Annotated in this window: 19 protein-coding genes; 8 read left to right on the top strand and 11 right to left on the bottom strand. The window is 65.6% G+C overall.

Features of this window, described 5'->3' with window-relative positions; genetic code table 11:
• Nucleotides 1-200 precede the first annotated feature (200 nt).
• The gene (locus PH586_RS02865) at nucleotides 201-1109 is read left to right on the top strand and encodes a haloalkane dehalogenase (RefSeq protein WP_271346250.1); all 909 of its coding nucleotides are present in this window, start codon (nucleotides 201-203) and stop codon (nucleotides 1107-1109) included.
• Nucleotides 1110-1310: 201 nt separating this feature from the next.
• Here PH586_RS02865 and PH586_RS02860 read toward each other — a convergent pair whose 3' ends face one another.
• From PH586_RS02860 to PH586_RS02840, 5 genes are all read right to left on the bottom strand, one after another.
• A complete protein-coding gene (locus PH586_RS02860) occupies nucleotides 1311-1616 on the bottom strand; it encodes a type 2 periplasmic-binding domain-containing protein (protein ID WP_271346249.1) in 306 nt (101 codons plus the stop codon).
• Between the two features lie 44 nt (nucleotides 1617-1660).
• On the bottom strand, nucleotides 1661-2101 hold the full coding sequence (locus tag PH586_RS02855; RefSeq protein ID WP_271346248.1) for a type 2 periplasmic-binding domain-containing protein: 441 nt from the start codon (nucleotides 2099-2101) through the stop codon (nucleotides 1661-1663).
• Between the two features lie 133 nt (nucleotides 2102-2234).
• The gene (locus tag PH586_RS02850; RefSeq protein ID WP_271346247.1) at nucleotides 2235-5654 is read right to left on the bottom strand and encodes an AAA family ATPase; all 3420 of its coding nucleotides are present in this window, start codon (nucleotides 5652-5654) and stop codon (nucleotides 2235-2237) included.
• Nucleotides 5651-6871, bottom strand: coding sequence for an exonuclease subunit SbcD (gene sbcD, locus PH586_RS02845; RefSeq protein ID WP_271346456.1), 1221 nt, complete (start codon nucleotides 6869-6871; stop codon nucleotides 5651-5653). Before sbcD ends, PH586_RS02850 begins: the two co-directional genes overlap by 4 nt.
• Nucleotides 6872-6879: 8 nt before the next feature.
• Nucleotides 6880-7299 carry an Lrp/AsnC family transcriptional regulator gene (locus PH586_RS02840; RefSeq protein WP_271346246.1) on the bottom strand — a complete coding sequence of 140 codons (420 nt, stop codon included), beginning with the start codon at nucleotides 7297-7299 and terminating at the stop codon, nucleotides 6880-6882.
• A gap of 129 nt (nucleotides 7300-7428) precedes the next feature.
• On the opposite strand from PH586_RS02840, the gene yjeH reads away from it, so the two are divergent.
• The 5 genes from yjeH (at nucleotide 7429) to PH586_RS02815 (ending at nucleotide 13176) form a co-directional block, all read left to right on the top strand.
• Complete coding sequence (gene yjeH, locus PH586_RS02835) at nucleotides 7429-8691, top strand: L-methionine/branched-chain amino acid transporter (protein ID WP_271346245.1); 1263 nt, start codon at nucleotides 7429-7431, stop codon at nucleotides 8689-8691.
• A 49-nt stretch (nucleotides 8692-8740) separates the two neighbouring features.
• A complete protein-coding gene (locus tag PH586_RS02830) occupies nucleotides 8741-10084 on the top strand; it encodes a TAXI family TRAP transporter solute-binding subunit (protein WP_271346244.1) in 1344 nt (447 codons plus the stop codon).
• An 88-nt stretch (nucleotides 10085-10172) separates the two neighbouring features.
• The gene (yejK, locus tag PH586_RS02825; RefSeq protein WP_271346243.1) at nucleotides 10173-11180 is read left to right on the top strand and encodes a nucleoid-associated protein YejK; all 1008 of its coding nucleotides are present in this window, start codon (nucleotides 10173-10175) and stop codon (nucleotides 11178-11180) included.
• 82 nt (nucleotides 11181-11262) lie between these two features.
• The gene (locus PH586_RS02820) at nucleotides 11263-12084 is read left to right on the top strand and encodes a polyphosphate kinase 2 family protein (RefSeq protein ID WP_271346242.1); all 822 of its coding nucleotides are present in this window, start codon (nucleotides 11263-11265) and stop codon (nucleotides 12082-12084) included.
• A gap of 177 nt (nucleotides 12085-12261) precedes the next feature.
• Nucleotides 12262-13176, top strand: a complete 915-nt coding sequence (locus tag PH586_RS02815) for a DUF4344 domain-containing metallopeptidase (protein ID WP_271346241.1) — start codon at nucleotides 12262-12264, stop codon at nucleotides 13174-13176.
• Between the two features lie 172 nt (nucleotides 13177-13348).
• Here the strand turns inward: PH586_RS02815 and PH586_RS02810 are convergent, their stop codons facing one another.
• The 4 genes from PH586_RS02810 to PH586_RS02795 all read right to left on the bottom strand — a co-directional run bounded on the left by PH586_RS02810 (nucleotide 13349) and on the right by PH586_RS02795 (nucleotide 16048).
• Nucleotides 13349-14284, bottom strand: coding sequence for a glutathione S-transferase family protein (locus PH586_RS02810; protein ID WP_271346240.1), 936 nt, complete (start codon nucleotides 14282-14284; stop codon nucleotides 13349-13351).
• Between the two features lie 64 nt (nucleotides 14285-14348).
• Nucleotides 14349-14648 carry a GIY-YIG nuclease family protein gene (locus PH586_RS02805; RefSeq protein ID WP_271346239.1) on the bottom strand — a complete coding sequence of 100 codons (300 nt, stop codon included), beginning with the start codon at nucleotides 14646-14648 and terminating at the stop codon, nucleotides 14349-14351.
• Nucleotides 14649-14672: 24 nt separating this feature from the next.
• Nucleotides 14673-15383: a phosphatidylcholine synthase gene (pcsA, locus tag PH586_RS02800; protein ID WP_271346238.1), complete on the bottom strand. Its 711-nt coding sequence runs from the start codon at nucleotides 15381-15383 to the stop codon at nucleotides 14673-14675.
• Between the two features lie 194 nt (nucleotides 15384-15577).
• The gene (locus PH586_RS02795; protein ID WP_271346237.1) at nucleotides 15578-16048 is read right to left on the bottom strand and encodes a nuclear transport factor 2 family protein; all 471 of its coding nucleotides are present in this window, start codon (nucleotides 16046-16048) and stop codon (nucleotides 15578-15580) included.
• Between the two features lie 119 nt (nucleotides 16049-16167).
• Between PH586_RS02795 and PH586_RS02790 the strand changes: the two genes are divergently transcribed.
• Nucleotides 16168-17121 carry a GlxA family transcriptional regulator gene (locus PH586_RS02790; RefSeq protein ID WP_271346236.1) on the top strand — a complete coding sequence of 318 codons (954 nt, stop codon included), beginning with the start codon at nucleotides 16168-16170 and terminating at the stop codon, nucleotides 17119-17121.
• A 62-nt stretch (nucleotides 17122-17183) separates the two neighbouring features.
• On the opposite strand, the gene PH586_RS02785 is transcribed toward PH586_RS02790, so the two are convergent.
• Nucleotides 17184-18041 (bottom strand): ATPase, encoded by an 858-nt coding sequence (locus tag PH586_RS02785; RefSeq protein ID WP_271346235.1) that lies wholly within the window; start codon nucleotides 18039-18041, stop codon nucleotides 17184-17186.
• Nucleotides 18042-18369: 328 nt separating this feature from the next.
• Here PH586_RS02785 and PH586_RS02780 point away from each other — a divergent pair, with 328 nt between their 5' ends.
• Entirely contained in the window at nucleotides 18370-18687 is a 318-nt protein-coding gene (locus tag PH586_RS02780) for a hypothetical protein (RefSeq protein WP_271346234.1), read from the top strand.
• Nucleotides 18688-18711: 24 nt separating this feature from the next.
• On the opposite strand, the gene PH586_RS02775 is transcribed toward PH586_RS02780, so the two are convergent.
• Nucleotides 18712-19704, bottom strand: a complete 993-nt coding sequence (locus PH586_RS02775) for an NAD-dependent epimerase/dehydratase family protein (protein WP_271346233.1) — start codon at nucleotides 19702-19704, stop codon at nucleotides 18712-18714.
• Between the last annotated feature and the right edge of the window lie 131 nt (nucleotides 19705-19835).

The following is a 19835-nucleotide window of genomic DNA, read 5'->3' as shown; positions in this document are numbered from 1 at the left end:
CCCCAGCGGCCAGGGGCAGTCGTGAGGCCTTTACCAGGCCATCATGCATGCGTATGCCCGGGAGGCCCAGCAGGCTTGAGGCCAGCGCTGGTCACGCCCCCTCCCCCGCTGATGCAGCTATATTCATGGCAGTTAACTGACTGTCCAGCGCCACCAACAAGCACCAGTTTGTCAGTTTTTCCAGTAAGAGGAACAACCCCATGGAGTTTCTACGCACCCCGGACAGCTGTTTTACCAATCTGCCGGGCTATCCCTTCACGCCCCATTATCTGCAGGTGGATGACGGCGAGAGCGGCCAGTTGCGCGTGCACTACCTCGACGAGGGGCCTGCCACTGCCGATCCCGTGCTGCTGATGCACGGCGAACCGTCCTGGAGTTACCTGTATCGCAAGATGATCCCCCTACTCGTCGCCGCCGGGCATCGGGTCATCGCTCCCGACCTGGTCGGTTTTGGCCGATCCGACAAGCCGACTCAACGCCAGGACTACAGCTATCAACGGCATGTGGACTGGATGCAGTCGGTGCTCGAACAACTCGACCTCAAGCGCGTCACCCTGGTCTGCCAGGACTGGGGCGGCCTGATCGGCCTGCGCCTGGTCGCGGAACACCCGCTGCGCTTTGCCCGGGTGGTGGCCGCCAACACCATGCTGCCGACCGGCGATCACAATCCCGGCGCGGCCTTCAGCAACTGGCAGAAATTCTCCCAGGAGGTGCCGGTATTTCCCGCCGGCGGGGTGATCAAGGGCGGCACCCTGACGCCCCTGCCCCAGGCGGTGATAGACGCCTACGACGCCCCCTACCCGGACGAGCGTTACAAGGAAGGTGCCCGCCAGTTTCCACTGCTGGTACCGACCACCCCGGACGATCCGGCCGCAGCGGCCAACCGCGCGGCCTGGGCGGTGCTGGCCAACTGGTGCAAGCCGTTCCTGACCGCCTTCAGCGACAGCGACCCGATCACCGCCGGCGGCGACAAACTGATGCAAAAAGTGATTCCCGGCACCCAGGGCCAGGCCCATACCACCATCGCCGGTGCCGGGCACTTCCTCCAGGAAGACCGGGGCGAAGAGCTGGCCGCAGTGGTGCTGCGCTTTATCGTTGCCACGCCCTAGCAGCCTGTCGGACTTGACCGTCCGTAGCGAGGGAAAGTTCGGTTTGAAGCAGTTCTTGCGCGCTTTTGAGGCGAATAGTCGCTCTATTTAACGAGAAAGCGCGCAAGAAATGATCAAATCCGGCTTTTCCGCAGTAGGACAGTGTTAAGTCCGACAGGCTGCTAGGGCCTGAGTCGGCTCGTCGGCCGCCCGCGCCATGCCTCAAGGCGTGGCGCTGCTGAGGAATACACGCATGCGTTGCTGATAGGTCGCGGACTCGCGTTGCCGGGCGATCTCGCGCCAGATAGCCTGCGCCAGGGCGGGATGCTCGGCGACCAGGGCCTTGGACAGCATCAGGTAATAGGGTTTTTCTTCCAGCAGCGACTCGACCTTTTCGATCCGGGCGGCCAGCGGCGGATTGGCCTGCAGGATGAAGTCGGCGCGCTGGCTCTGCAGCGCCGCCGCCTCGATACGTCCGTACTGGAGCATGCGCAGCAGCGCCAAGGGGTCGCGACTGGTTTCATCCACCTCGGCGCCCTGCTCACGCAGAAAAGCCGCAATGGAAAACCCGCTCAGCGAGCCGATTCGGCACTCAGCTGGCGGAACGCCGAACCGTCCCAGCTCACCGCGTCGCCCCGGCGGCGGTAAAGCGCATAACGCGACATGTGCAGGCGCCTGCTCGCGTCCGGCTGATCATCCGCCGCCAGGGGATATCGCCCGGCGCTCATGCGCTCGACCTTGAAGCTGGCGGCGAAGGCGCCGTCATAAATACCCTGTTGCAGCCCGGACAGGCAGCGCTTCCAGGGCACGGGAACAAAGCTGAAGGTCTGCGCCAGGGACTGCGCGACCAAATCCAGCAACTCCAGGTTGAGCCCGCGCTTGTCGGTCATGACCCAGGGATAGGCGTCCTGATCCTCATGGCAGAACCTCAGTGGCGCGGCCGCTGCTTGCTCGGCCAGGACCACGTCGGGGCAAAACAGCAACCAAGCAGTACAGATGAGCGGCCTGAGCAAAGCGTGCTTCTCCCTCGCCCCGATGGGGCATCACGTCCATGGTTCCAGCTTGTACCGAAGAACCTGGTCAGTACCCGGGCCAGCATAGTAAAGACGCGGCGCACCTCCGGGTTGCCGGGCAAGCATCGACGCGTCACAGGGCATAACGTCGATCCAGGGCGCTGTAGCCCATGCCCACGCTCTTGTGCACTTTCAGCTGCACCGCAATCCGCTCCTTCATGGCCTCGACATGGCTGATCACGCCGATCATCTTGCCGCTGGCATTCAGGCTGTCGAGGGCATCCAGGGCGATTTCCAGGGTTTCGCCGTCGAGGGTGCCGAAGCCTTCGTCGAGAAACAGCGAGTCGATGCTGGTCTTGTGGCTGACCAGGTCGGACAGGGCCAACGCCAGGGCCAGGCTGACCAGGAAGCTTTCGCCGCCGGACAGGGTCTTGGTGTCGCGGGCGACATCGGCCTGCCAGGTGTCGATCACCTCCAGTTCCAGCTCGCCGCTGCCACGCCGCGCCAACTGGTAGCGGCCATGCAGGCGTTCGAGCTGCTGGTTGGCCAGGTAGACCAGATGGTCGAGGGTCAGGCCCTGGGCGAACTTGCGGTACTTGGCGCCGTCGGCCGAGCCGATCAGGCTGTTGAGTTGCTGCCAGAGGTCATACTCGATTTGCTTGGCATCGATCTCGGCGAACAGGCTCTGCTGGCCCAGCCGCCGCGCATCGTCGCCCTGCAGCTGGGCGCGGATTTCGCCCTGGCGCTGGGTCAGGGTTTTCAGCTCGGCAGTCAGCAACTGCAGGCGTTGGTCCAGCTGTTCGCGCTCGAGTTCGCTGGCCGGATTGGCCTGCAAGGTCGCCACCTGCTGGTCGGCGGCGGTCTTCAGCGCCTGGGCCTCGGCCAGGGAGCGGTCCAGGCGCTCCTTGAGCCGGGACAGCGCAGCGCGCTGCTGATCGTCCAGCAGCGCGGCCCGGAATGCGCCCTCGTCGTCGAACGGGCTGGCGGCCAGGGCCGCCGCCCACTGCTGCACGCTGGTCTGCAGGGCATGTTGATCATCACTCAGCCGCTGCGCCTGGGTCTGTTGGGTACCGTGCAATTGCTGCTGACGGCTCTGCTCATGGCTGAGCTGCGCTTCGGCGTGTTGCAGGGCGGCCCGCGCATCGGCGACCGCCGCCAGTGCCGACGACTGTTCCCGCGGCTCTGCCGCCCAGCGCTGTAGCCAGTTGCCGTGCAGCTCGCGGGCAAGGCCGAGAGCATGCTCCAGCTCGCGCTGTTCAGCCTCCAGCTGCTGGCGCCGCTGTTGCGCCTGCTGCCAGCTGTGCCATTCGACTTCGCGCTCGCGCAGCCAGGCATCACCGTCGGCGGGCAGGCTGTAGCCGAGGGCGGTCAGTTCTGCGCCGAGGACGCCGTCGCGTTCGCGGCGCTGGCCCTGCAATTGTTCCAGGCGCGCGGCGATTTCCGCCAGCTGAGTGTCCTGGTGCTGGCGCTGCTGTTGGCTCAGGGCCAGCTGTTGCTGCCGGGCGACAGACGCCTGTTCGAGCTGCTGACGAGCCGTGCGCGCGCCTTCGTGGGCGCTCTTCAAATGATCGAGCTGATCCAGGCGGCGCTGGCTAGCCTCCAGTTCGCCCGCCTGCTGCTGCGCGTACGCGGCCACGGCGCTGGCATCGGCCAGCGCGGTGCCGAGCTGTTCGGTCAACTGCTGCCAGCGTTGGTCCTGCTCAGTGCGCTCCTGACGGGCAGCTTGCAACTGCTGCCGCTGCTGTTCGAGCTGGGAGGTCAAGGTCGCCAGCTCGCTGGCCAGACGCTGACCGCTGCCGGTCAGGGTCTCCAGTTCGGCCTTCTTCGCCAGCAGGGCCAGCTGGGTGGCGGATACGTCCAGCGCCTGGTAGGCGGCAATCGCCGGGTGCTGGTGGGAACCACACAAGGGGCAGGCGTCGCCCTCCTGCAGCTGCGCGCGGTAGGCCTCCAGGGCCTGGATGCGCTGCTCCTGCGCCAGCAGTTTTTCCTGGTCGCGCAGCTGTTGCTGCAGATCCTTGTAGCGCGCGCGCAAGGCGAGCACTTCGGCATCCTTGGCGGCGTGCTGACCGTGCAACTCGCCGACGTTGCCGTCCAGCTGCGCCTGCTGTTCGGCCAGTTGCTGGCGAGCGCTGGCCAGCTGCTTGAGCTGCTCCAGCAGGCCGCTGCGCCGGTGCAGCAGCTGCCAGTGCTCGCGCAGGGCGGCTTCACTGCGCCCGGCCAACAGCTCATCGACTAGCCGCTGCTGCTCGCCCTCTGCCCGCTGCGCCTCCAGCAGGCGCGCCTGCTCGGCGCTCAACTGCGCGCTCTGCTCGGTCAACTGTCGCTGCAGCAGCTGCGCGTCCTGGGCGGTCTGCTGCTGGCGGCTGCCAAGCTGGTCGATGTCCATGCCCAACTGCTGGCGCACCGCGAACTGATTGCGCCATGCCACCAGCTGCTCACCGAGCCGGGCGTGTGGCGCCTGCTCGGCCAGGCGGCTGTCCAGGTGCTGGCGCTGCGCGGCCAGCTGGTCGTAGGCGTGCTGTCGCTCGCCAAGCAGCTGCTGGCTGTATTGGTGAGCCTGCCACAGGCACTCGCCGATGCGCTGCGCGGCCTGCTGCTGCGCGACCTGGGTCTGCTGCAAGGCCTGCTCGGCCTGGCGCACGGCCTGCTGAGCCTGCTGCCAGTCGCGATGAACCGGCTGCAACCTTGCCGCCGGCTCGCTGGCGGCCAGTTGCGCCAGCTGCGCCTGGGCGGCCTGCAACTCGTCCCGGGCACCCTGCTCGGCCAGCGCCATGCTGTGTTGCTGGTGCTGCGCTTTGCCCAGGTCTTCGCGCCATTGGCGCTGGCGGTGCAGGTCGTCCTGCTCGGCATTCAGGCGGGCATCTTCGGCGCCCAGGCGCTGGGCTTCGAGCTGCAGCTCGCTGCGCTGCTGGTCACCCAACAACTCGACGCCGGCGGCGCGCGCACGCAGCTGGTCGAGGGCGCCTCTGACCTCGCGGGTCTGCTCGAACACGCGCTGGGAAATCTGCCCGTAGATGTCGGTGCCGGTCAGCTCTTCGAGCAGCTCGGCGCGCTGGTTGGCGTTGGCCTCGAGGAAGGCGGCAAAACCGCCCTGGGCCAGCAACATGGATTTGGTGAAGCGTTCGAAATCCAGGCCGGTGAGGCGCTCGGTCTCGCGCAGTTTCTCGTTGATCTTGTCGGTGAGGATGGTGCCATCGGCCGTGGCCAGCTCCACCTTGGGCGCCTGCAGCGCACCGTCGGCCTTGTCGCGGGCGCGGCGCTGGCTCCAGAAGGCGCGGTAACGCGCGCCCTTGACCTCGAATTCGACCTCGGCCAGGCAATCGCCGGTGTGCCGGGTCATCAGCTCGTTGGCGCTGGCCGAGATGCTGCTCATGCGCGGGGTGCGGTGGTACAGGGCCAGGCAGATGGCGTCGAGCAGGGTGGTCTTGCCGGCGCCGGTCGGCCCGGTGATGGCAAACAGGCCGTTGTCCTTGAACGGCTCGGCGGTGAAATCGATCTTCCACTCGCCCTTCAGCGAGTTGAGGTTCTTCAGGCGCAGGCTGAGGATCTTCATGCCTGGTCCTCGCGCAATTCGCCTACCACCTGGCGGTACAGGGCGAGCAAGGGTGCCTGCTGCGCCTGATCCAGGCTTTCGCTGCCCAGGCGCTGGGCGAACACCTCCTCCACGCTCAGCTCGTCCAGGGTTTCCCGGGCCTGGCCCTGCAACGCGGCCACGGCATTGCCGCGCTCGCGGCGGATGCGCAGCACCTCGACCGGCAAGCCCTCGCACAGCGCGGCGATGCGCAGCTGCAGGTCGCTGAGGTAGTCATCGGTGCTCACCAGCACTTCCAGCCACACCGGTAACGCGCTACTGCCCTGCTGCGCGGCCTCGACAATCGCCGGCTGCAGCTCCTCGAGCGATCCGCGCACGGACAGCAGCGGCTGGAAACGCGGCACCGGCAGGGCCGTGATCGCGCGCAAGCCGCTGCCATCCAGGTCGACCAGTAGCACCTCCTTCTGCTGTCGGGCCTCATCGAAACTCAACGGGATCGGCGAGCCGCAGTAGCGGATATGCTCCAGGCCGCCGACCTTCTGTGGCCGGTGGATATGCCCCAGGGCGATATAGGCGGCCGGCGGAAAGGCGCTGGTGGGAAAGGCCTCCAGGCTGCCGACGTAGATCTCGCGCACCGACTCGCTGGCGCTGGCGCCGACCGTGGTCAAATGCCCGGTGGCGATGATCGGCAAGTCGCCACCCAGCTCGGCGCGCATGCCGAGCGCCAGGGCATACAGTGCCTGGTAATGCTGCTGGATCGCCTGCTGCAACGACAGTTGCTTGTCCTGCGCACTCTGCCCGGCCTGGCTCTGCAGCACATCGCGCGGGCGGATAAAGGGGATGCCGCAGAGAATTGCCCCGGGCGCGCCGTCACGCCGGTGCAGCACCAGCAGCTGCTCGCGCAGATCCGCACAGACGCCAGGGATCACCCGGGTATCCAGCTGCGCCAGCAGGGTCTTGCTCTCGCCGAGCATGGCCACCGAATCGTGGTTGCCACCGAGCACCACCAGCTCGCAGCCGCTGCCGCGCAGCTCGACGATAAAGCGGTTGTACTGCTCGCGGGCGTAGCTGGGCGGCGCGCCGGTATCGAAGATATCGCCGGCGATCAGCAGCGCATCGACCTCATGCGCGCGCACCTGCTCGATCAGCCAGGCGCAGAAGGCCTGGTGCTCGGCCTGGCGGGTCTTGCCCATGAAGTGCTGGCCAAGGTGCCAGTCGGAGGTGTGGAGGATGCGCATGGTTCCGCTCACATGGCCCAATCCTTGACCACCATATGGGTCTTGACCTTCTGCATCCCGGGGAAGTTTTCGATCTCTGCGCGGACCTCGCTGAGGCGCTGCATCGAGGGCGCTTCGATATACACCAGCATGTCGGTTTCGCCGCTGATACCGCTGCAGCGGCGGACTTCGCTGAAGCTGCGCATGCGCTCCACGTAGTGTTCGCAGCGCCCGCCCTGATAGAACAGCTCCAGATAGGCCTTGATGCCCGCATCGGCCGGGTGGGCGACCTGGGCATGGTAGCCGCTGATGATGCCGCGCTGCTCCAGCTGGCGAATGCGCTCGCTCACGGCGGAGCGCGACAGGTTGACGTCACGGGCAATCTGACTCACCGGTACACGCGCATCGGCGCGCAACAGGGCGAGGATCTGCTGATCGAACTTGTCCACTTGGGCTCTCGGGCAAAAGGCAATTTGACGGTCAATTCCGCCAGTTCGTCGGACAAAACCGACGCTTCGCCAGCATCCAGCAGCAGGCGGGGGAATTATCATGACGAACACAACCGCAGAGCATACAACATGAGCCGCCTCAACCAAGAACTGGGCCTGCTGCAGGGCATCGGCCTGCTGAGCACCTCGCTGCTCGGCACCGGCATTTTCGTCGTGCCGGCATTGGCCGCCACCGCGGCTGGCGAGGCTTCGCTGTGGGCCTGGATGATCCTCATCGCCCTGGTCCTGCCGATCGCCTTCACCTTCGCCCAGCTGGGCCGGCACTACCCCCATGCCGGCGGGGCGCCGCACCTGATCGGCCGCGCCTTCGGCCCGCGCATGGAGCGCCTCAGCGCCTGGCTGTTCCTCGCCGTGCTGCCGGTCGGCTTGCCGGCGGCACTGAATATCGCCAGCGGCTTCTGGCAGGCGGTGGTCGACTTGAGTCGCGGCCAGGCGCTGGCCATCCAGCTCGCCACCCTCGGCGCCATCCTGCTGCTTGGCCAGCGGCCGGCCAAGGCCTCCGGGCTGGTGCAGGGCCTGATCGCCGTGGCCATTGTCGGCAGTGTCGGCCTGATCTGGTGGGTCGGCGACCTGCCCCACGCCAGCCAGCCCTTGCTGCCGCCCATCGACGGCGCCTGGCACCTGCTCCCCGCGGCACTGGGGGTGATGTTCTGGTGTTTCGTCGGCATCGAGGCGTTCACCCACATGGGCGAGGAATTCAAGCGCCCCACGCGCGACTTCCCGCTGGCCCTGCTACTCGGCGTACTCCTTGCCGGCCTGGTGTACTGGGCCTGCTCGGTCGCGGTGCTGAGTTTTCAGGCATACGGCAATGTGCACAGCGACGCCGCCTCGCTGCCACGGCTGTTCGACCTGCTGCTGGGCGAGCGGGCGCGCTGGCTGATCGCGCTGGTCGGCTACCTGGCCTGTTTCGCCTCTATGAACGTCTATATCCAGGGTTTCGCCCGGCTGATCTGGAGCCTGGCCGACGAAGGCAAGCTGCCCGCCCGCCTGGCCCAACGCAATCACCACGGCGTGCCGGCCCGCGCCCTGCTGCTGGTGGTCCTGAGCTGCGCCCTGTGCGCCAGCCTGGCCGGGCTGTTCAAGCTCTCGGTGGACGACCTGATCCGCTACGCCAACGGCAACTTCGTGGTCATCTACCTGCTGAGCATGGCCGCCGGCTGGGCACTGCTGCGCGGCGTCTGGCGCTGGCTAGCCGGCTTCAGCGCGCTGCTCTGCACCCTGGTGCTGTTGATGCTGGGCATGGATGCCTGGTACGCCCTGGGGCTATTGGCCGTGCTGGCGGCGCTCGATTACCTGCGCAACCCGCCGATGCAAGCGGCAAAGGTGACCTGAGGCCCTGGATGCTTCTATCCTTGGGGCGAACCCGCCGGAAGGAAGCTCCATGCACCGCGTAGTCAAAGACCTGAAGATCATGCTGCTGGCCAATCTGTGGATAGTCCCGGTGGTCGCCGCGCTGGTCGGCGCCGTGTTTTATTTCGTCGCCCCGCCGCCGCCGATGCACGCCAGCATGGCCACCGGTGCGGAGGGGGGCAATTACCGGTTATTTGCCGAGAAGCTCAAGACGCAGCTGGCCAAGGAGGGCTTCGAGCTGAGCCTGGTACCCAGCGCCGGCTCGCGGGACAACCTCGAGCGGCTGCTGGCGCAGGACAGTCAGGTCGAGATCGCCCTGGTGCAGAGCGGCCTGGAGCGCCAGCTCAGTGGCGCCGAGCAAAACCGCCTGCAAAGCCTCGGTGCGGTGTATCAGGAGCCACTGTGGTTGTTCTACCGCAAGGATATTGCGCTCGAGCGCATCGCCGATCTGCTGCCGCTGCGCCTGGCCCTAGGCAGCATCGGCAGCGGCACCCATGCGGCCAGCGCGGCAATCCTCGCTGCCAACGCCATCGCCCCGCAGCAGTACCCCGCCACCTGGCAGAATCTGGGCGGCAACAAGGCCGCCGCCGCCCTGAACTCCGGCGAGCTGGACGCGGCCTTTTTCGTCGGCCCGGCGGAGAACGCCCGGGTGCAACTACTGGCGGCCAACCCGGCGTTACGCCTGGCCAACTTCCGCCGCGCCGCCGCCTATGAAGCCCGCCTGCCGTTCTTCAAGCGCGTGACGATCGAGGAGGGCCTGCTCAACCTGGCGCTGAACAGCCCGCCGCAGACCACCGTCACCCTGTCCCCGGTGGCCACCCTGGTGATCAACCAGCACTTCCACCCGGGCCTGGTGCCACTGTTCCTCGAGGCCAGCCGCGAGGTGATGAAGGACGGCAGCCTGCTCGATCAGGCCGGCGCCTTTCCCAGTGCCGTGCCACGCACCTTCGAGCTGTCCAGCGACGCCGAGCACTACTACAAGAGCGGCCTACCGCTGCTGCAGCGCTACCTGCCGTTTCGCATCGCGTCCCTGGCCGATCGCTACATCATCCTGCTGATCCCGCTGATCGTGGTGCTGGTACCGCTGCTCAAGGCCGTCGGCCCGCTGTATCGCTGGCGCATCCGCGCGCGCATCTACCGCTGGTACAAGCACCTGCGCGAGATTGACCGGCAACTGGACGCCGGCACCCTGCCGGAACGCCTGGGCAGCGAGATCGCGCGCCTGGAACAGCTGCAGGACGAACTGGCCAAGGTCGAGGTGCCGCTGTCCTACTCCAACGAACTGTACGAGCTGCATGTGCACCTGCGCTACGTGATCGAGCGATTGCAGACCTTGCAGCAGCGACGGGCGACCGAAGCCAAGACACTCGGGTAAACTGCGCAGCATTCCCGGGGCAGCGAAACCGGCCATCGCCCGCTGTCAGCGCCCCCGTTCACCGCTGAAGATTTGTGAGAGCTCGTCCATGCCGATCCGCCACTGCATCGTCCACCTGATCGACAAGAAACCCGATGGCACGCCCGCCGTGCTGCACGCCCGCGACAGCGAACTGGGCGCCTCGCAGGCCGTCGAGAACATGCTCGCCGACCTCAACGAGAGCTACAACGCCAAGCAGGGCAAGGCCTGGGGCCTGTTTCACGGCGAATCCGGCGCCTACCCCTTCAGTGGCTGGCTGAAGCACTACCTCGACGCCGGCCAGGACTTCGCCGCGTTCAGCCGCCAGGCGGTCGAGCACCTGCAGAAGCTGATGGAGGAGTCCAACCTGTCCACCGGCGGCCATGTGCTGTTCGCCCACTACCAGCAAGGCATGACCGACTACCTGGTGATCGCCCTGCTGCATCACAGCGAGGGCGTGGCGGTCAACGAGGCGCTGGACGTGACCGCCGCCAAGCACCTGGACCTGAGCCAGTTGCACCTGGCGGCGCGGATCAACATTTCCGAATGGCAGAACAACGCCAACTCCAAGCAGTACATCTCCTTTATCAAGGGCAAGAACGGCAAGAAGGTGTCGGAGTACTTCCGCGACTTTATCGGCTGCCAGGAAGGCGTCGACGGGCCGGGCGAGACCCGCACCCTGCTGAAAGCCTTCAGCGACTTCGTCGAAAGCGAGGACCTGCCAGAAGAAGCGGCGCGGGAAAAAACCAAGACCCTGGTCGACTACGCCAGCAGTCAGGCCAAGATCGGCGAGCCCATGGGCCTGCAGGAACTCTCCGGGCTGATCGACGAGGAGCGCCCGCGCGCCTTCTACGAGCATATCCGCAACAAGGACTACGGCCTGTCGCCGGAAATTCCCGCCGACAAGCGCACCCTCAGCCAGTTCCAGCGTTTCACCGGTCGCGCCGAAGGCCTGTCGATCAGCTTCGAAGCCCACCTGCTCGGCTCGAAAGTCGAATACGACGAGAGCCAGGGCACCCTGATCCTGCGCAACCTGCCGACCCAACTGACCGATCAGCTGAAACGCCGCAAGGACTGAACGACCGAGTGCCGACGGCAAGCAACCGCAGGTACTCGTGCTGCTGGGTTCGATAGTTTCATGACCTGCGAGGCACTGTGCCATGTCACGCCTGCCCGACAGTGTGCTCGACGATTGCCTGCTCGATCCGGCGGCCCCTTTTGCCCAGGATCCGGCGCGCGATTTCGGCCTGCAGAGAACGACCGCGCAACTGGCCTTGGCCGAACTGCGCGCCTGGCTCAACGACCAGCAGCGCCGGCTCTGGGCCAACGGCCAGGACGCCCTGCTGCTGGTGCTGCAAGGCCCGGACTGCGCCGGCAAGGACGGCGTGATCCGCCGCGTGCTCAATAGCATCGACCCGCAAGGCCTGCGCCTGCACAGTTTCAAGCAACCGGATGCCGGCGAGCGACGGCATGATTTCCTCTGGCGCTATCGGCGCCGGCTGCCCGACCCCGGACTGCTCGGGGTGTTCAACCGCAGTTACTACGAAGGCCTGGCCAGCGACCTGTTCGACGGCCTGATCGGCGCCACCGAACTGCCCGCTCGGCTGCAGCGCGTGCTGGCCCTGGAAGCGGGCCTGCCGGCGCAGCGCCTGCATCCGCTCAAGTGCTACCTGCAGATCTCCCGGGACGAACAGAAAGCCCGCCTGCTGCAACGCCTGCAGCGCCCGGACAAGCGCTGGAAACTGCGCGCCAGTGACCTGCTGGCCTACCGCAGCTACGAGGTGCGCCAGCAACACTGGAGCGAACTGCTGGCGGCCAGCCACAGCCAGTCGGCGCCCTGGTATGTGCTGCCGGCCGAACATCGCTGGCTGCGCGACTGGTTGCTGGCCAGCCTGCTGGCCCGCGAATTCGAACGGCTGCACCTCGAGTGGCCGGATCGCCCGCCGCCGTTCACGCTGGACGATCTGCAGGGCGCGGACTAGCGGCCCTTCCCGTTGCTCGCCCGGGGTAACCGCTGAGGCGCGCCCTGAGGCGGTGTTCAGCGCGAGCCGCAAGCAAGCGCTGAGCGGCTGCAGCCGCGCCCGCGTAGGCCACCCCAAGCACCACGGGCTGCTAGAGTCAGATAAAGAGGTTCCAGCGTCTGACGCGAGGAGTCGGGGATGAAGCCGTCCTGCAGCCAACCAGGTCCTGCGACCCAGTGTTGCCGCCTGTTGGTGTACGCCACGCTATGCCTGGCACTGCTGCTGAACGGCGCGGCGAGCAGGGCCAGCGAAGAACCGCCACCGGAAGCCCTGCGCAGCGACAGCGCGCGCTTCGTCGCCGTCAACACCGGCTTCACCCTGGCGCACGAAATGGGTCACCTGCTGATCGCCGAGCTGAACCTTCCGCTGCTCGGCCGCGAGGAGGATGCCGCCGATCAACTCGGTTTCATCAGCCTGTTCCTCTCCATCGGGCGTCAGCGCGACCCCGATTTCTACGCCAAACTGCTGGACATCGCCGATTACTGGCGGCTGGAATGGCATCGCGCGAAATCGAGGGATGAGCAAGTGTATGCCTGGGCCAGCCACAGCCTCGACGCCCAGCGGTTCTACAACCTGGCCTGCCTGATCTACGGCAGCGATCCGGATCGGCTGGAATGGGTGCCCAAGCTCACCGGCTTGCCGGTGGAGCGCGCCCTCTACTGCGACCAGGAGTACGCCCAGGTGCGCCAGGCGCTGGCCTGGGTCGAGCAACTACACGGCCGCCGCCCCGGCGAGTCGATCGACCATCGTATCCGGGTAATCTACGAGCCGCCGAACCTGCGCCCGGAAGAGAGTCGGCGCCTGCTCGAACAGATCCGCCGCGCTGGCGAAGTGGAGGCCATTGCCGCCCGCGCCAGCGAGACGTACCGCCTGCCCCGTGACCTGGTACTGCGCCTGGTCAGCTGCGGCGCACCCGACGCCTGGTACAGCCGCACCGGCGGCGAACTGGTGCTGTGCTACGAACGCCTGACCTACTTCCAGCTACTGGCCTTGCAGTTACCGCACCTGCGCCAGGCGGCCCTCCAAGCCTGCGACAGCTGTCGCAGGCCCTAGCAGCCTGTCGGACTTAACACTGTCCTACTGCGGAAAAGCCGGATTTGATCATTTCTTGCGCGCTTTCTCGTTAAATAGAGCGACTATTCGCCTCAAAAGCGCGCAAGAACTGCTTCAAACCGAACTTTCCCTCGCTACGGACGGTCAAGTCCGACAGGCTGCTAGGTGTGCCTCAGCGCGCCTCGATGCGAAAGCCCATGCGCGGAAAATGCACATGCACAAGCCCGGCACGCGGATCTTCGCGACGCAGGATCAGCTCTTCGCTGCCACTGAACAACAACTCGCCCTCGACCGGATCGACGCCGTAATCAATGGCCGCAATGGCCACTTGCTGGCCGAGCGTGAAACCATTCGGGTCAGTCAATGCCTCGCCGGGAAGGGCTGCCGGGGTGGCCTCACGCGCGATCGCCACGGCTTCTTCACCGCTCATCTCGCTGTGCGCACCATGACCGAAGCCCAACACCCGGCCGAGCCAGGCCGCCACGGCCGGATACTCGTCAACCAGCGGTGCGGTGACCGGAGTGCCACGCAGGAACCACAGCGGATGGGCCATGGCGAAGTCGGCCAGCGACGGTTCGCCGAACAGGAAGTCGCCCTGCTCACGCTCGAGTTGCTGCTGCAACCGGCTCATCAGCACCGGCCATTGATGCCTGGCCTGTTCCAACGGCACGCGGCTGGCATTACCGCCACTGAACAGCGCGGTACGGTCGGCGATAAAGGTCTTGAGGAATTCCGGCGGCAGGCTACCGAAGCGCGCAGCGATGGACTCAGGCTGGAACACCAGACTCACCGCATGCTGGAACACCAGCGCGCTGGCCCAGTGGGCGAAGCTGGCGACATTGAATTCCTGGCCTTCGGGGAACAACGCCGGCGTGGCTTTTTCCGCCTCCAGACGCCGGGCGATCAGCGCGGTATCGCAATAGATGTCGGCGCCGACCTGCAACACCGGCGTCTTGCGGTAGCCGCCGGTCAAGGCGGTCAGATCCGGCTTGGGCATCACCGCGGGGATCATCACCGAGCGCCAGGACAATTGCTTGAAGCCCAGCATCAGGCGCGTCATCTCGGCAAACGGCGAGGTGGGGTAATGGTGCAGGATCAACTCGTGCATGACAGGCTCCGCAACTATTCATAAGCCGCCAGCTTACCTGCGCACACCACTACGGCCTACCCACTCAGGGTGATAGCGTGCTATCAGCCGCAGCGATAAGACTGCCAGCGGCCACCAGCACTTCCTTGGCCGGTTTGCCCAGGCGCTTGATCGCTCGCTCCCGGCGCAAGGCATCGCCCTTGCCTGCGCAGGCTTCGATATAGACCAGTGCCAGCGCCGGGCTGGAATGGAAGAAACGGGCGCCTTTGCCACTCTGATGCTGGGCGAAACGCCGCTGCGGGTTGTCGCTGATGCCGCAATACAGCGCACCGTTCTGCGTCCGCACCAGGTAGACGAACCAGGTTTTCTCGGTGGCCTCAGTCATCGCCGGCACCGTCCGCGAACCGGGTCAGGCGAACCATTCACGGGCCGTACGCCACAGGCAGATCGCGACGAAATAGACCGAGGCCAGCCCCCAGACCGCCAGCAGCCAGGTCTGGTTGAGGGGGTACTGCACAATCAGCCAGGCACAGGCCGACATCCACACCAGGGTCATGGCGATGTTCAGTGGCATGAACTGCTTGACCCGAAACGGGTGGAGAAATTTCATCGTGGTCAGGGTCAGGCCCGCCAACAGCACGATGGTGGCGAGGCTTAGCCAGGGGTCGAAGTCCAGCAGGTAGAGGTAGACGACCACCACGTTCCAGGCCGCCGGGAAGCCGACGAAGTAGTTGTCCTGGCTCTTCATGCCGAGGTTGCAGAAGCAGAACAGCGACGACAGCAGGATCAGTCCGAGCGCAGGCAGCAGGGTGTATTCGGGCAGGGGGATGAAGCGGTAGACGAAGATCGCCGGGATGAACACATAGGTGAGGTAGTCGATCACCAGGTCCAGGGTCGCCCCATCGAAGTGCGGCAATACCCCCTTGACGTCGAATTTGCGGGCCAGGGTGCCGTCCAGACCATCGACCAGCAAGGCCAATCCCAGCCAGAGCAGACAGGCCTGCGGCCGCCCCTCAAGTAAAGCCAGCAAGGCCAGCAAGGCCAGAATCACCCCACTGGAGGTGACGGCATGCGCCGTCCAAGCCTTGGCTTTGCTTGCGCACAGCACTATTACACTCATGATCAGGCTTCCTGGCGCGCGGGCTCTTGTCTGGCGGCTGGAGAACCACGGCACTCGGTGAGTGCGCGTTCAGCAACGGTCTGTGATGCAACGAATCGTCCAGGTTTACAACTTGCGCCTGACGTCGCTGATGGCTCAGACCGGAAAGCCTACCATTAGCTTCGCTATTGCGGCTAAAAGCCCTGCATCAAGGCTTAGCGAGAGGCCCTGAACTGCGCCAGGCCCTTGGCCGCCTGACGACGAATGGCGTGCTGCACCGGCGGCGCCCAGCCCAGCAACAGCCCCTTCATACCCAAGGCCTGACGCGCCCACCGCCACAGGTCGAAATGGTCGTGGTGCTCGACGATCTTGCCGTCACGAAAGACGAAATGGGCCTCGATCCGGTTGACCACCGTATTGCCGGTCTGGCTGAACAGATAGGTCGCCACCCACTGCGCGCTGCCCTGCCGCTCGTCGGCCTGGACATTGTCGAAGGTCAGCGAGAAATTTTGCGCCCGCGCCGTCAACATTCGCCACATATCCGCCGCTTCGCTGCCACGCAAATCCTCGAACACCGGGTCGCTGAAGTGCACATCCTCGGCATAGCACGTCGCCATGGTCTCGGCGTCACGCCGCTGGAAAGCCTGGTAGAAACGGCTGATGAGTTCGGCGTTGGGGTGAGTCATGGGAACGGCTCCAAGGGTAAGGGTGCCCTCAGTATTGCCGGCGAAGGGGCCGCTGGCGATTGGCGCGCACGCCAACCTTGTGTCAATAATCGCCACAAACCAGCAATGAGTCACTCGCCATGCTCACCCTCGCACTCTATGTCTGTCCGCAAACCGTCTGCTCCAGCCTGAGCATGGCCTGTGATGCCTTCGCCCTGGCCAACCGCCTGGCCGAGGCGCCCCTGTTCAAGCTGCAGCGCTTCAGCCTGGATGCCCAGCCGGTCGACCTCGACTTCGCGCGGATCCAGGTCGACGGCGGCTTGGCGCTGGCCGAACGGGCCGATCTGCTGATGCTGCCAGCCACCGGCAGCGCCATCGACCTGAGTCTTGCCGCCAATGCCGCCTTGCTGCCCTGGCTGGCGCAACGCCCGAGCAGCCAGGCAATCGCCAGCCTGTGCAGCAGCGCCTTCCTGCTCGGCGCCGCCGGCCTGCTCGATGGCCGTCGGGCCACCACCCACTGGGCATTGGCCAGCCAGTTCCGCCAGCGCTTCCCGCTGGTACACCTGGAAATCGACGCACTGCTCTGCCACGACGGTAACCTGCACAGCTCAGGCGGCGCCCATGCCGGACTGGACCTGTGCCTGTACCTGATCACCCGGTATGCCGGTGAGTGGCTCGCGCAACAAGTCGCCAACGCGCTGGTGTTCGACACCCAGCGCGGCCAGCAGTCGCGGTTTGCCCCGCTGCTGCCGGCCAGCAGCGGCGCCGATAGCCCACTGGCCCCGCTACTGGACTGGATGCAGCGTCATCACGCCGAGCCGATCGACCTCAAACGCCTGGCTGAACGGGCCAATTGCTCGCCGCGCACCTTGTTGCGCCGGTTCAAGACGAGTACCGGACTGACGCCCAACGACTACCTGCAGCGCCTGCGCATCGGCGCCGCACAGAACGCCCTGCGCCAGCCCGCGCGCTCGCTGGAGCAGGTGGCCGAACAGGTCGGTTATGCCGATCGGGCGAGCTTCGCCAAACGCTTCAAGCAACTCTGCGGCGAAACCCCGGGGGCATTCCGCCGGCGCATGCGTCAGGCGCCCTGAACGCCCGAACCGACCGGCGAGCATGGTTGGTGTGGGCGCATGGGCGGTATTGAGCGTGCCGGTCAGCGCGCGTCGATTTGCTGCTGCAGGTTCTGGATCTGGTTCTGCAGGGTGCTGATGTTGCGGGTCATCTGCGCCCGGAAGGCATCGAACTCGGCGGTGTTGCTTTTCGCCGCAGGACGGTTGTCCAGTTCGCTGCGCAACACCAGCAGATCCTGCTCCAGACGGCCGATGGCCTGATTCGGATTGCCGATCTTTTTCAGCGCCGCGACCTCGTCACTCAGGCCTTGCAGTTGACCGTCGAGCTTGGCCGACCCGGCTTGCGCGGTTTTCAGGGCCGCCTGCTCGGTTTGCAACGACGCCTGAGCTTTTTTCAGCGCGGCCTGCTCGCTACTCAGGCTCTTCAGGCTGCCATCGAACTGGCTGGTCGCGCCCTGCTGAGTCTTCAACTCGGCGGCCAACTGCTCGATGCGCTTGTCCTGGCCACTCTGCTGACCGGCCACGCCCTGCTGCTGCTTGTTCAGTTCGGCCAGCTTGCTTTCCAGCTGTTTGACTTGCAGCTTGAGCGCTTCACTGCCGCTGGTGACCGTGGACTCGGTCGCCACCACCTTGCCGTTGATGTCCTGGATACGCCCGGCAGCTTCCTCGCTGATCCGCGCGAAGCTTTCCTGGGTGGCCACCAATTGCTGCTCCATCAGGCTGATCTGCTGGAAACTCCACCAGCCCAGCCCACCGAGGGCGATCGTCAGGGCGCCGACCAACGCCCACAGCGCGCCGGTGCCGGCCGCCTTGGGTGCAGCGGCGCGCGCTGGCATGCGCAAGGCGGACTCCTGGTGACCCGTTTCCAAATAATCACGATCACGCTGGTCGGTGGTCAGGCTGGGCACATGATCGAGTTCGTCGTGGGCATCGTTACGCATGAGTAAACCTTTAGAAAACGCTAAGGACACGAAATGCCGGCCAGTATACCGGTTAGCGCGCGACGCTTCAGCGGCGCGCCAAGCCAGTGCAACTCGCACCGACGCAGAGCGCGGCACTGCCTCAGAGACCGGCTGCAGGGCGCGCAGTTCCACATAATGTGAACTGGTATGCGCTTTGCACTTAACCATCTGCGAGCTACTCGCAGCACCCGGGGTCGGGGTGGTGGCGATGGCGGCGGCGACCCGAACGGTTGCACCTGACACAACGAGCTTCGTGTCCTTCAGGATGAGTGACACCCAGCCCACTCCAAGCACAGGGGGAAGGCATATGGAACTGAACAGAGAAGTGTTGGATTGCATGAAGCGTTTGCGCCGCAGGCTGCGCGAGGAACTGGCAGTGGATATCCGCATGAGCCAGCCGGATGCGATCAGCAGCATGCTCAGCGCCTGCCTGACATCGACCAGCGCAGAGACGCGCCAGCTCGGTCAGCTCCTCGCCCAGTACAGTGACCGACCGTTTGCCCCTACGGCCGAGGGCTCGACGCCCCGCCTGCAGGCTGGCCATCCACGGCTGATTGAAGACCCACAGGCCAAACCGCCGAGCGGTTCGCTGCGCATGTACCGCGGCCAGCGGGTCTACGCCTGAGCCTTCAGCCTGGGCTGAGCGTTTTCAGCCGGGATGCTGGGCCCTCCACCACAGGCAGAACTCATCCAGCGCCGTCCACAGGCTGACCTGCGGCTCATAGTCCAGGTATTCGCGGGCACGACTGATATCCAGTGAGAAATCCTTGGCCATCAGCGCCACCCCCAGGCGAAACAGGGTGGGCTCGGGGCGACCTGGCAGCAGCGTGCACAGCCCTTCGTTGAGCGCCGCGGCGCCATAAGCCAGGGCGTAGGGCAGATGCCGGGTCACCGGCGGCAGCTCGAGTTGGCGCAACACATAATTGACCGCATCCCACAAAGGGACCGGGGCGCCGTTGCTGATGTTGTAGGCTTTGCCCAGCGCCGGTCCGGCAGCCAGCAGGCAGCTGAACAAGGCATCGTTGAGATTCTGCATGCTGGTGAAGTCGACCCGGTTCAGGCCGTCGCCGATGATCGACAGGCGCCCCTTGCGCTGCATATTGATCAACCTGGGAAAGAGACTGGTATCGCCGGCCCCCGTGACCGAGCGCGGGCGCAAGGCCAGAACCTCGAGACCGAACGCCTGGGCGCCAAATACCTGCTGTTCGGCCAGGTACTTGGTCTTGCCGTAATGATCGAAGAACTGGGTGGGCACCTGCTCTTCCTTGATCGCCACGTGCGACTGGCCATCGAAATAGATCGACGGCGAGGACAGGTGCACCAAGCGCCGCACGCGCTGCTTCAAACAGCCGTCAATCACGTTCTCGGTCACCACCACATTGGCCTGATAGAAGTGCTGATAGCTGCCCCACACGCCGACGGCACCGGCGCAGTGCACCACCGCCTCGGCGTCCTGGCAGAGCCGCTGCACCAGTTCGGGGTCGGACAAGTCGCCCTGGATGAACTCGGCGCCGCGTTCGACCAGGTGCGCCACCCCTTCTGCGCGGCGGCCATTGACCCGCACACTCAAGCCCTGTTCCAAGGCGAAGCGGGCGAAGCGACCGCCGATAAAGCCACTCGCACCGGTAACCAGAATCTTCATCGCCACTCCCCGCCGTACTTGACCGTCTGCGCACTCTAGCAGTGCCGACGCCGGCCCGCCGTGTCGCAACTCGCCAGAACAGCGACCGAGCGAACCAGGCGGCCGCCACCGGGATACACGACAGCCGGCAT

The organism is Pseudomonas aestuarii (assembly GCF_027988105.1).
GTDB classification, from domain to species: Bacteria; Pseudomonadota; Gammaproteobacteria; order Pseudomonadales; family Pseudomonadaceae; genus Aquipseudomonas; species Aquipseudomonas aestuarii.
Note: the sequence above shows the minus strand (reverse complement) of the source record. Positions and strands in the feature narration are given on the sequence as shown.

Coding starts and splice junctions, on each gene's coding strand:
- PH586_RS02780 (WP_271346234.1), top strand. CDS start 18,370: ATGGAACTGAACAGAGAAGTGTTGGATTGCATGAAGCGTTTGCGCCGC.
- PH586_RS02795 (WP_271346237.1), bottom strand. CDS start 16,048: ATGACTCACCCCAACGCCGAACTCATCAGCCGTTTCTACCAGGCTTTC.
- PH586_RS02785 (WP_271346235.1), bottom strand. CDS start 18,041: ATGCGTAACGATGCCCACGACGAACTCGATCATGTGCCCAGCCTGACC.
- PH586_RS02820 (WP_271346242.1), top strand. CDS start 11,263: ATGTCACGCCTGCCCGACAGTGTGCTCGACGATTGCCTGCTCGATCCG.
- PH586_RS02775 (WP_271346233.1), bottom strand. CDS start 19,704: ATGAAGATTCTGGTTACCGGTGCGAGTGGCTTTATCGGCGGTCGCTTC.
- PH586_RS02815 (WP_271346241.1), top strand. CDS start 12,262: ATGAAGCCGTCCTGCAGCCAACCAGGTCCTGCGACCCAGTGTTGCCGC.
- pcsA (WP_271346238.1), bottom strand. CDS start 15,383: ATGAGTGTAATAGTGCTGTGCGCAAGCAAAGCCAAGGCTTGGACGGCG.
- sbcD (WP_271346456.1), bottom strand. CDS start 6,871: ATGCGCATCCTCCACACCTCCGACTGGCACCTTGGCCAGCACTTCATG.
- yejK (WP_271346243.1), top strand. CDS start 10,173: ATGCCGATCCGCCACTGCATCGTCCACCTGATCGACAAGAAACCCGAT.
- PH586_RS02790 (WP_271346236.1), top strand. CDS start 16,168: ATGCTCACCCTCGCACTCTATGTCTGTCCGCAAACCGTCTGCTCCAGC.
- PH586_RS02805 (WP_271346239.1), bottom strand. CDS start 14,648: ATGACTGAGGCCACCGAGAAAACCTGGTTCGTCTACCTGGTGCGGACG.
- PH586_RS02810 (WP_271346240.1), bottom strand. CDS start 14,284: ATGCACGAGTTGATCCTGCACCATTACCCCACCTCGCCGTTTGCCGAG.
- PH586_RS02830 (WP_271346244.1), top strand. CDS start 8,741: ATGCACCGCGTAGTCAAAGACCTGAAGATCATGCTGCTGGCCAATCTG.
- yjeH (WP_271346245.1), top strand. CDS start 7,429: ATGAGCCGCCTCAACCAAGAACTGGGCCTGCTGCAGGGCATCGGCCTG.
- PH586_RS02850 (WP_271346247.1), bottom strand. CDS start 5,654: ATGAAGATCCTCAGCCTGCGCCTGAAGAACCTCAACTCGCTGAAGGGC.
- PH586_RS02865 (WP_271346250.1), top strand. CDS start 201: ATGGAGTTTCTACGCACCCCGGACAGCTGTTTTACCAATCTGCCGGGC.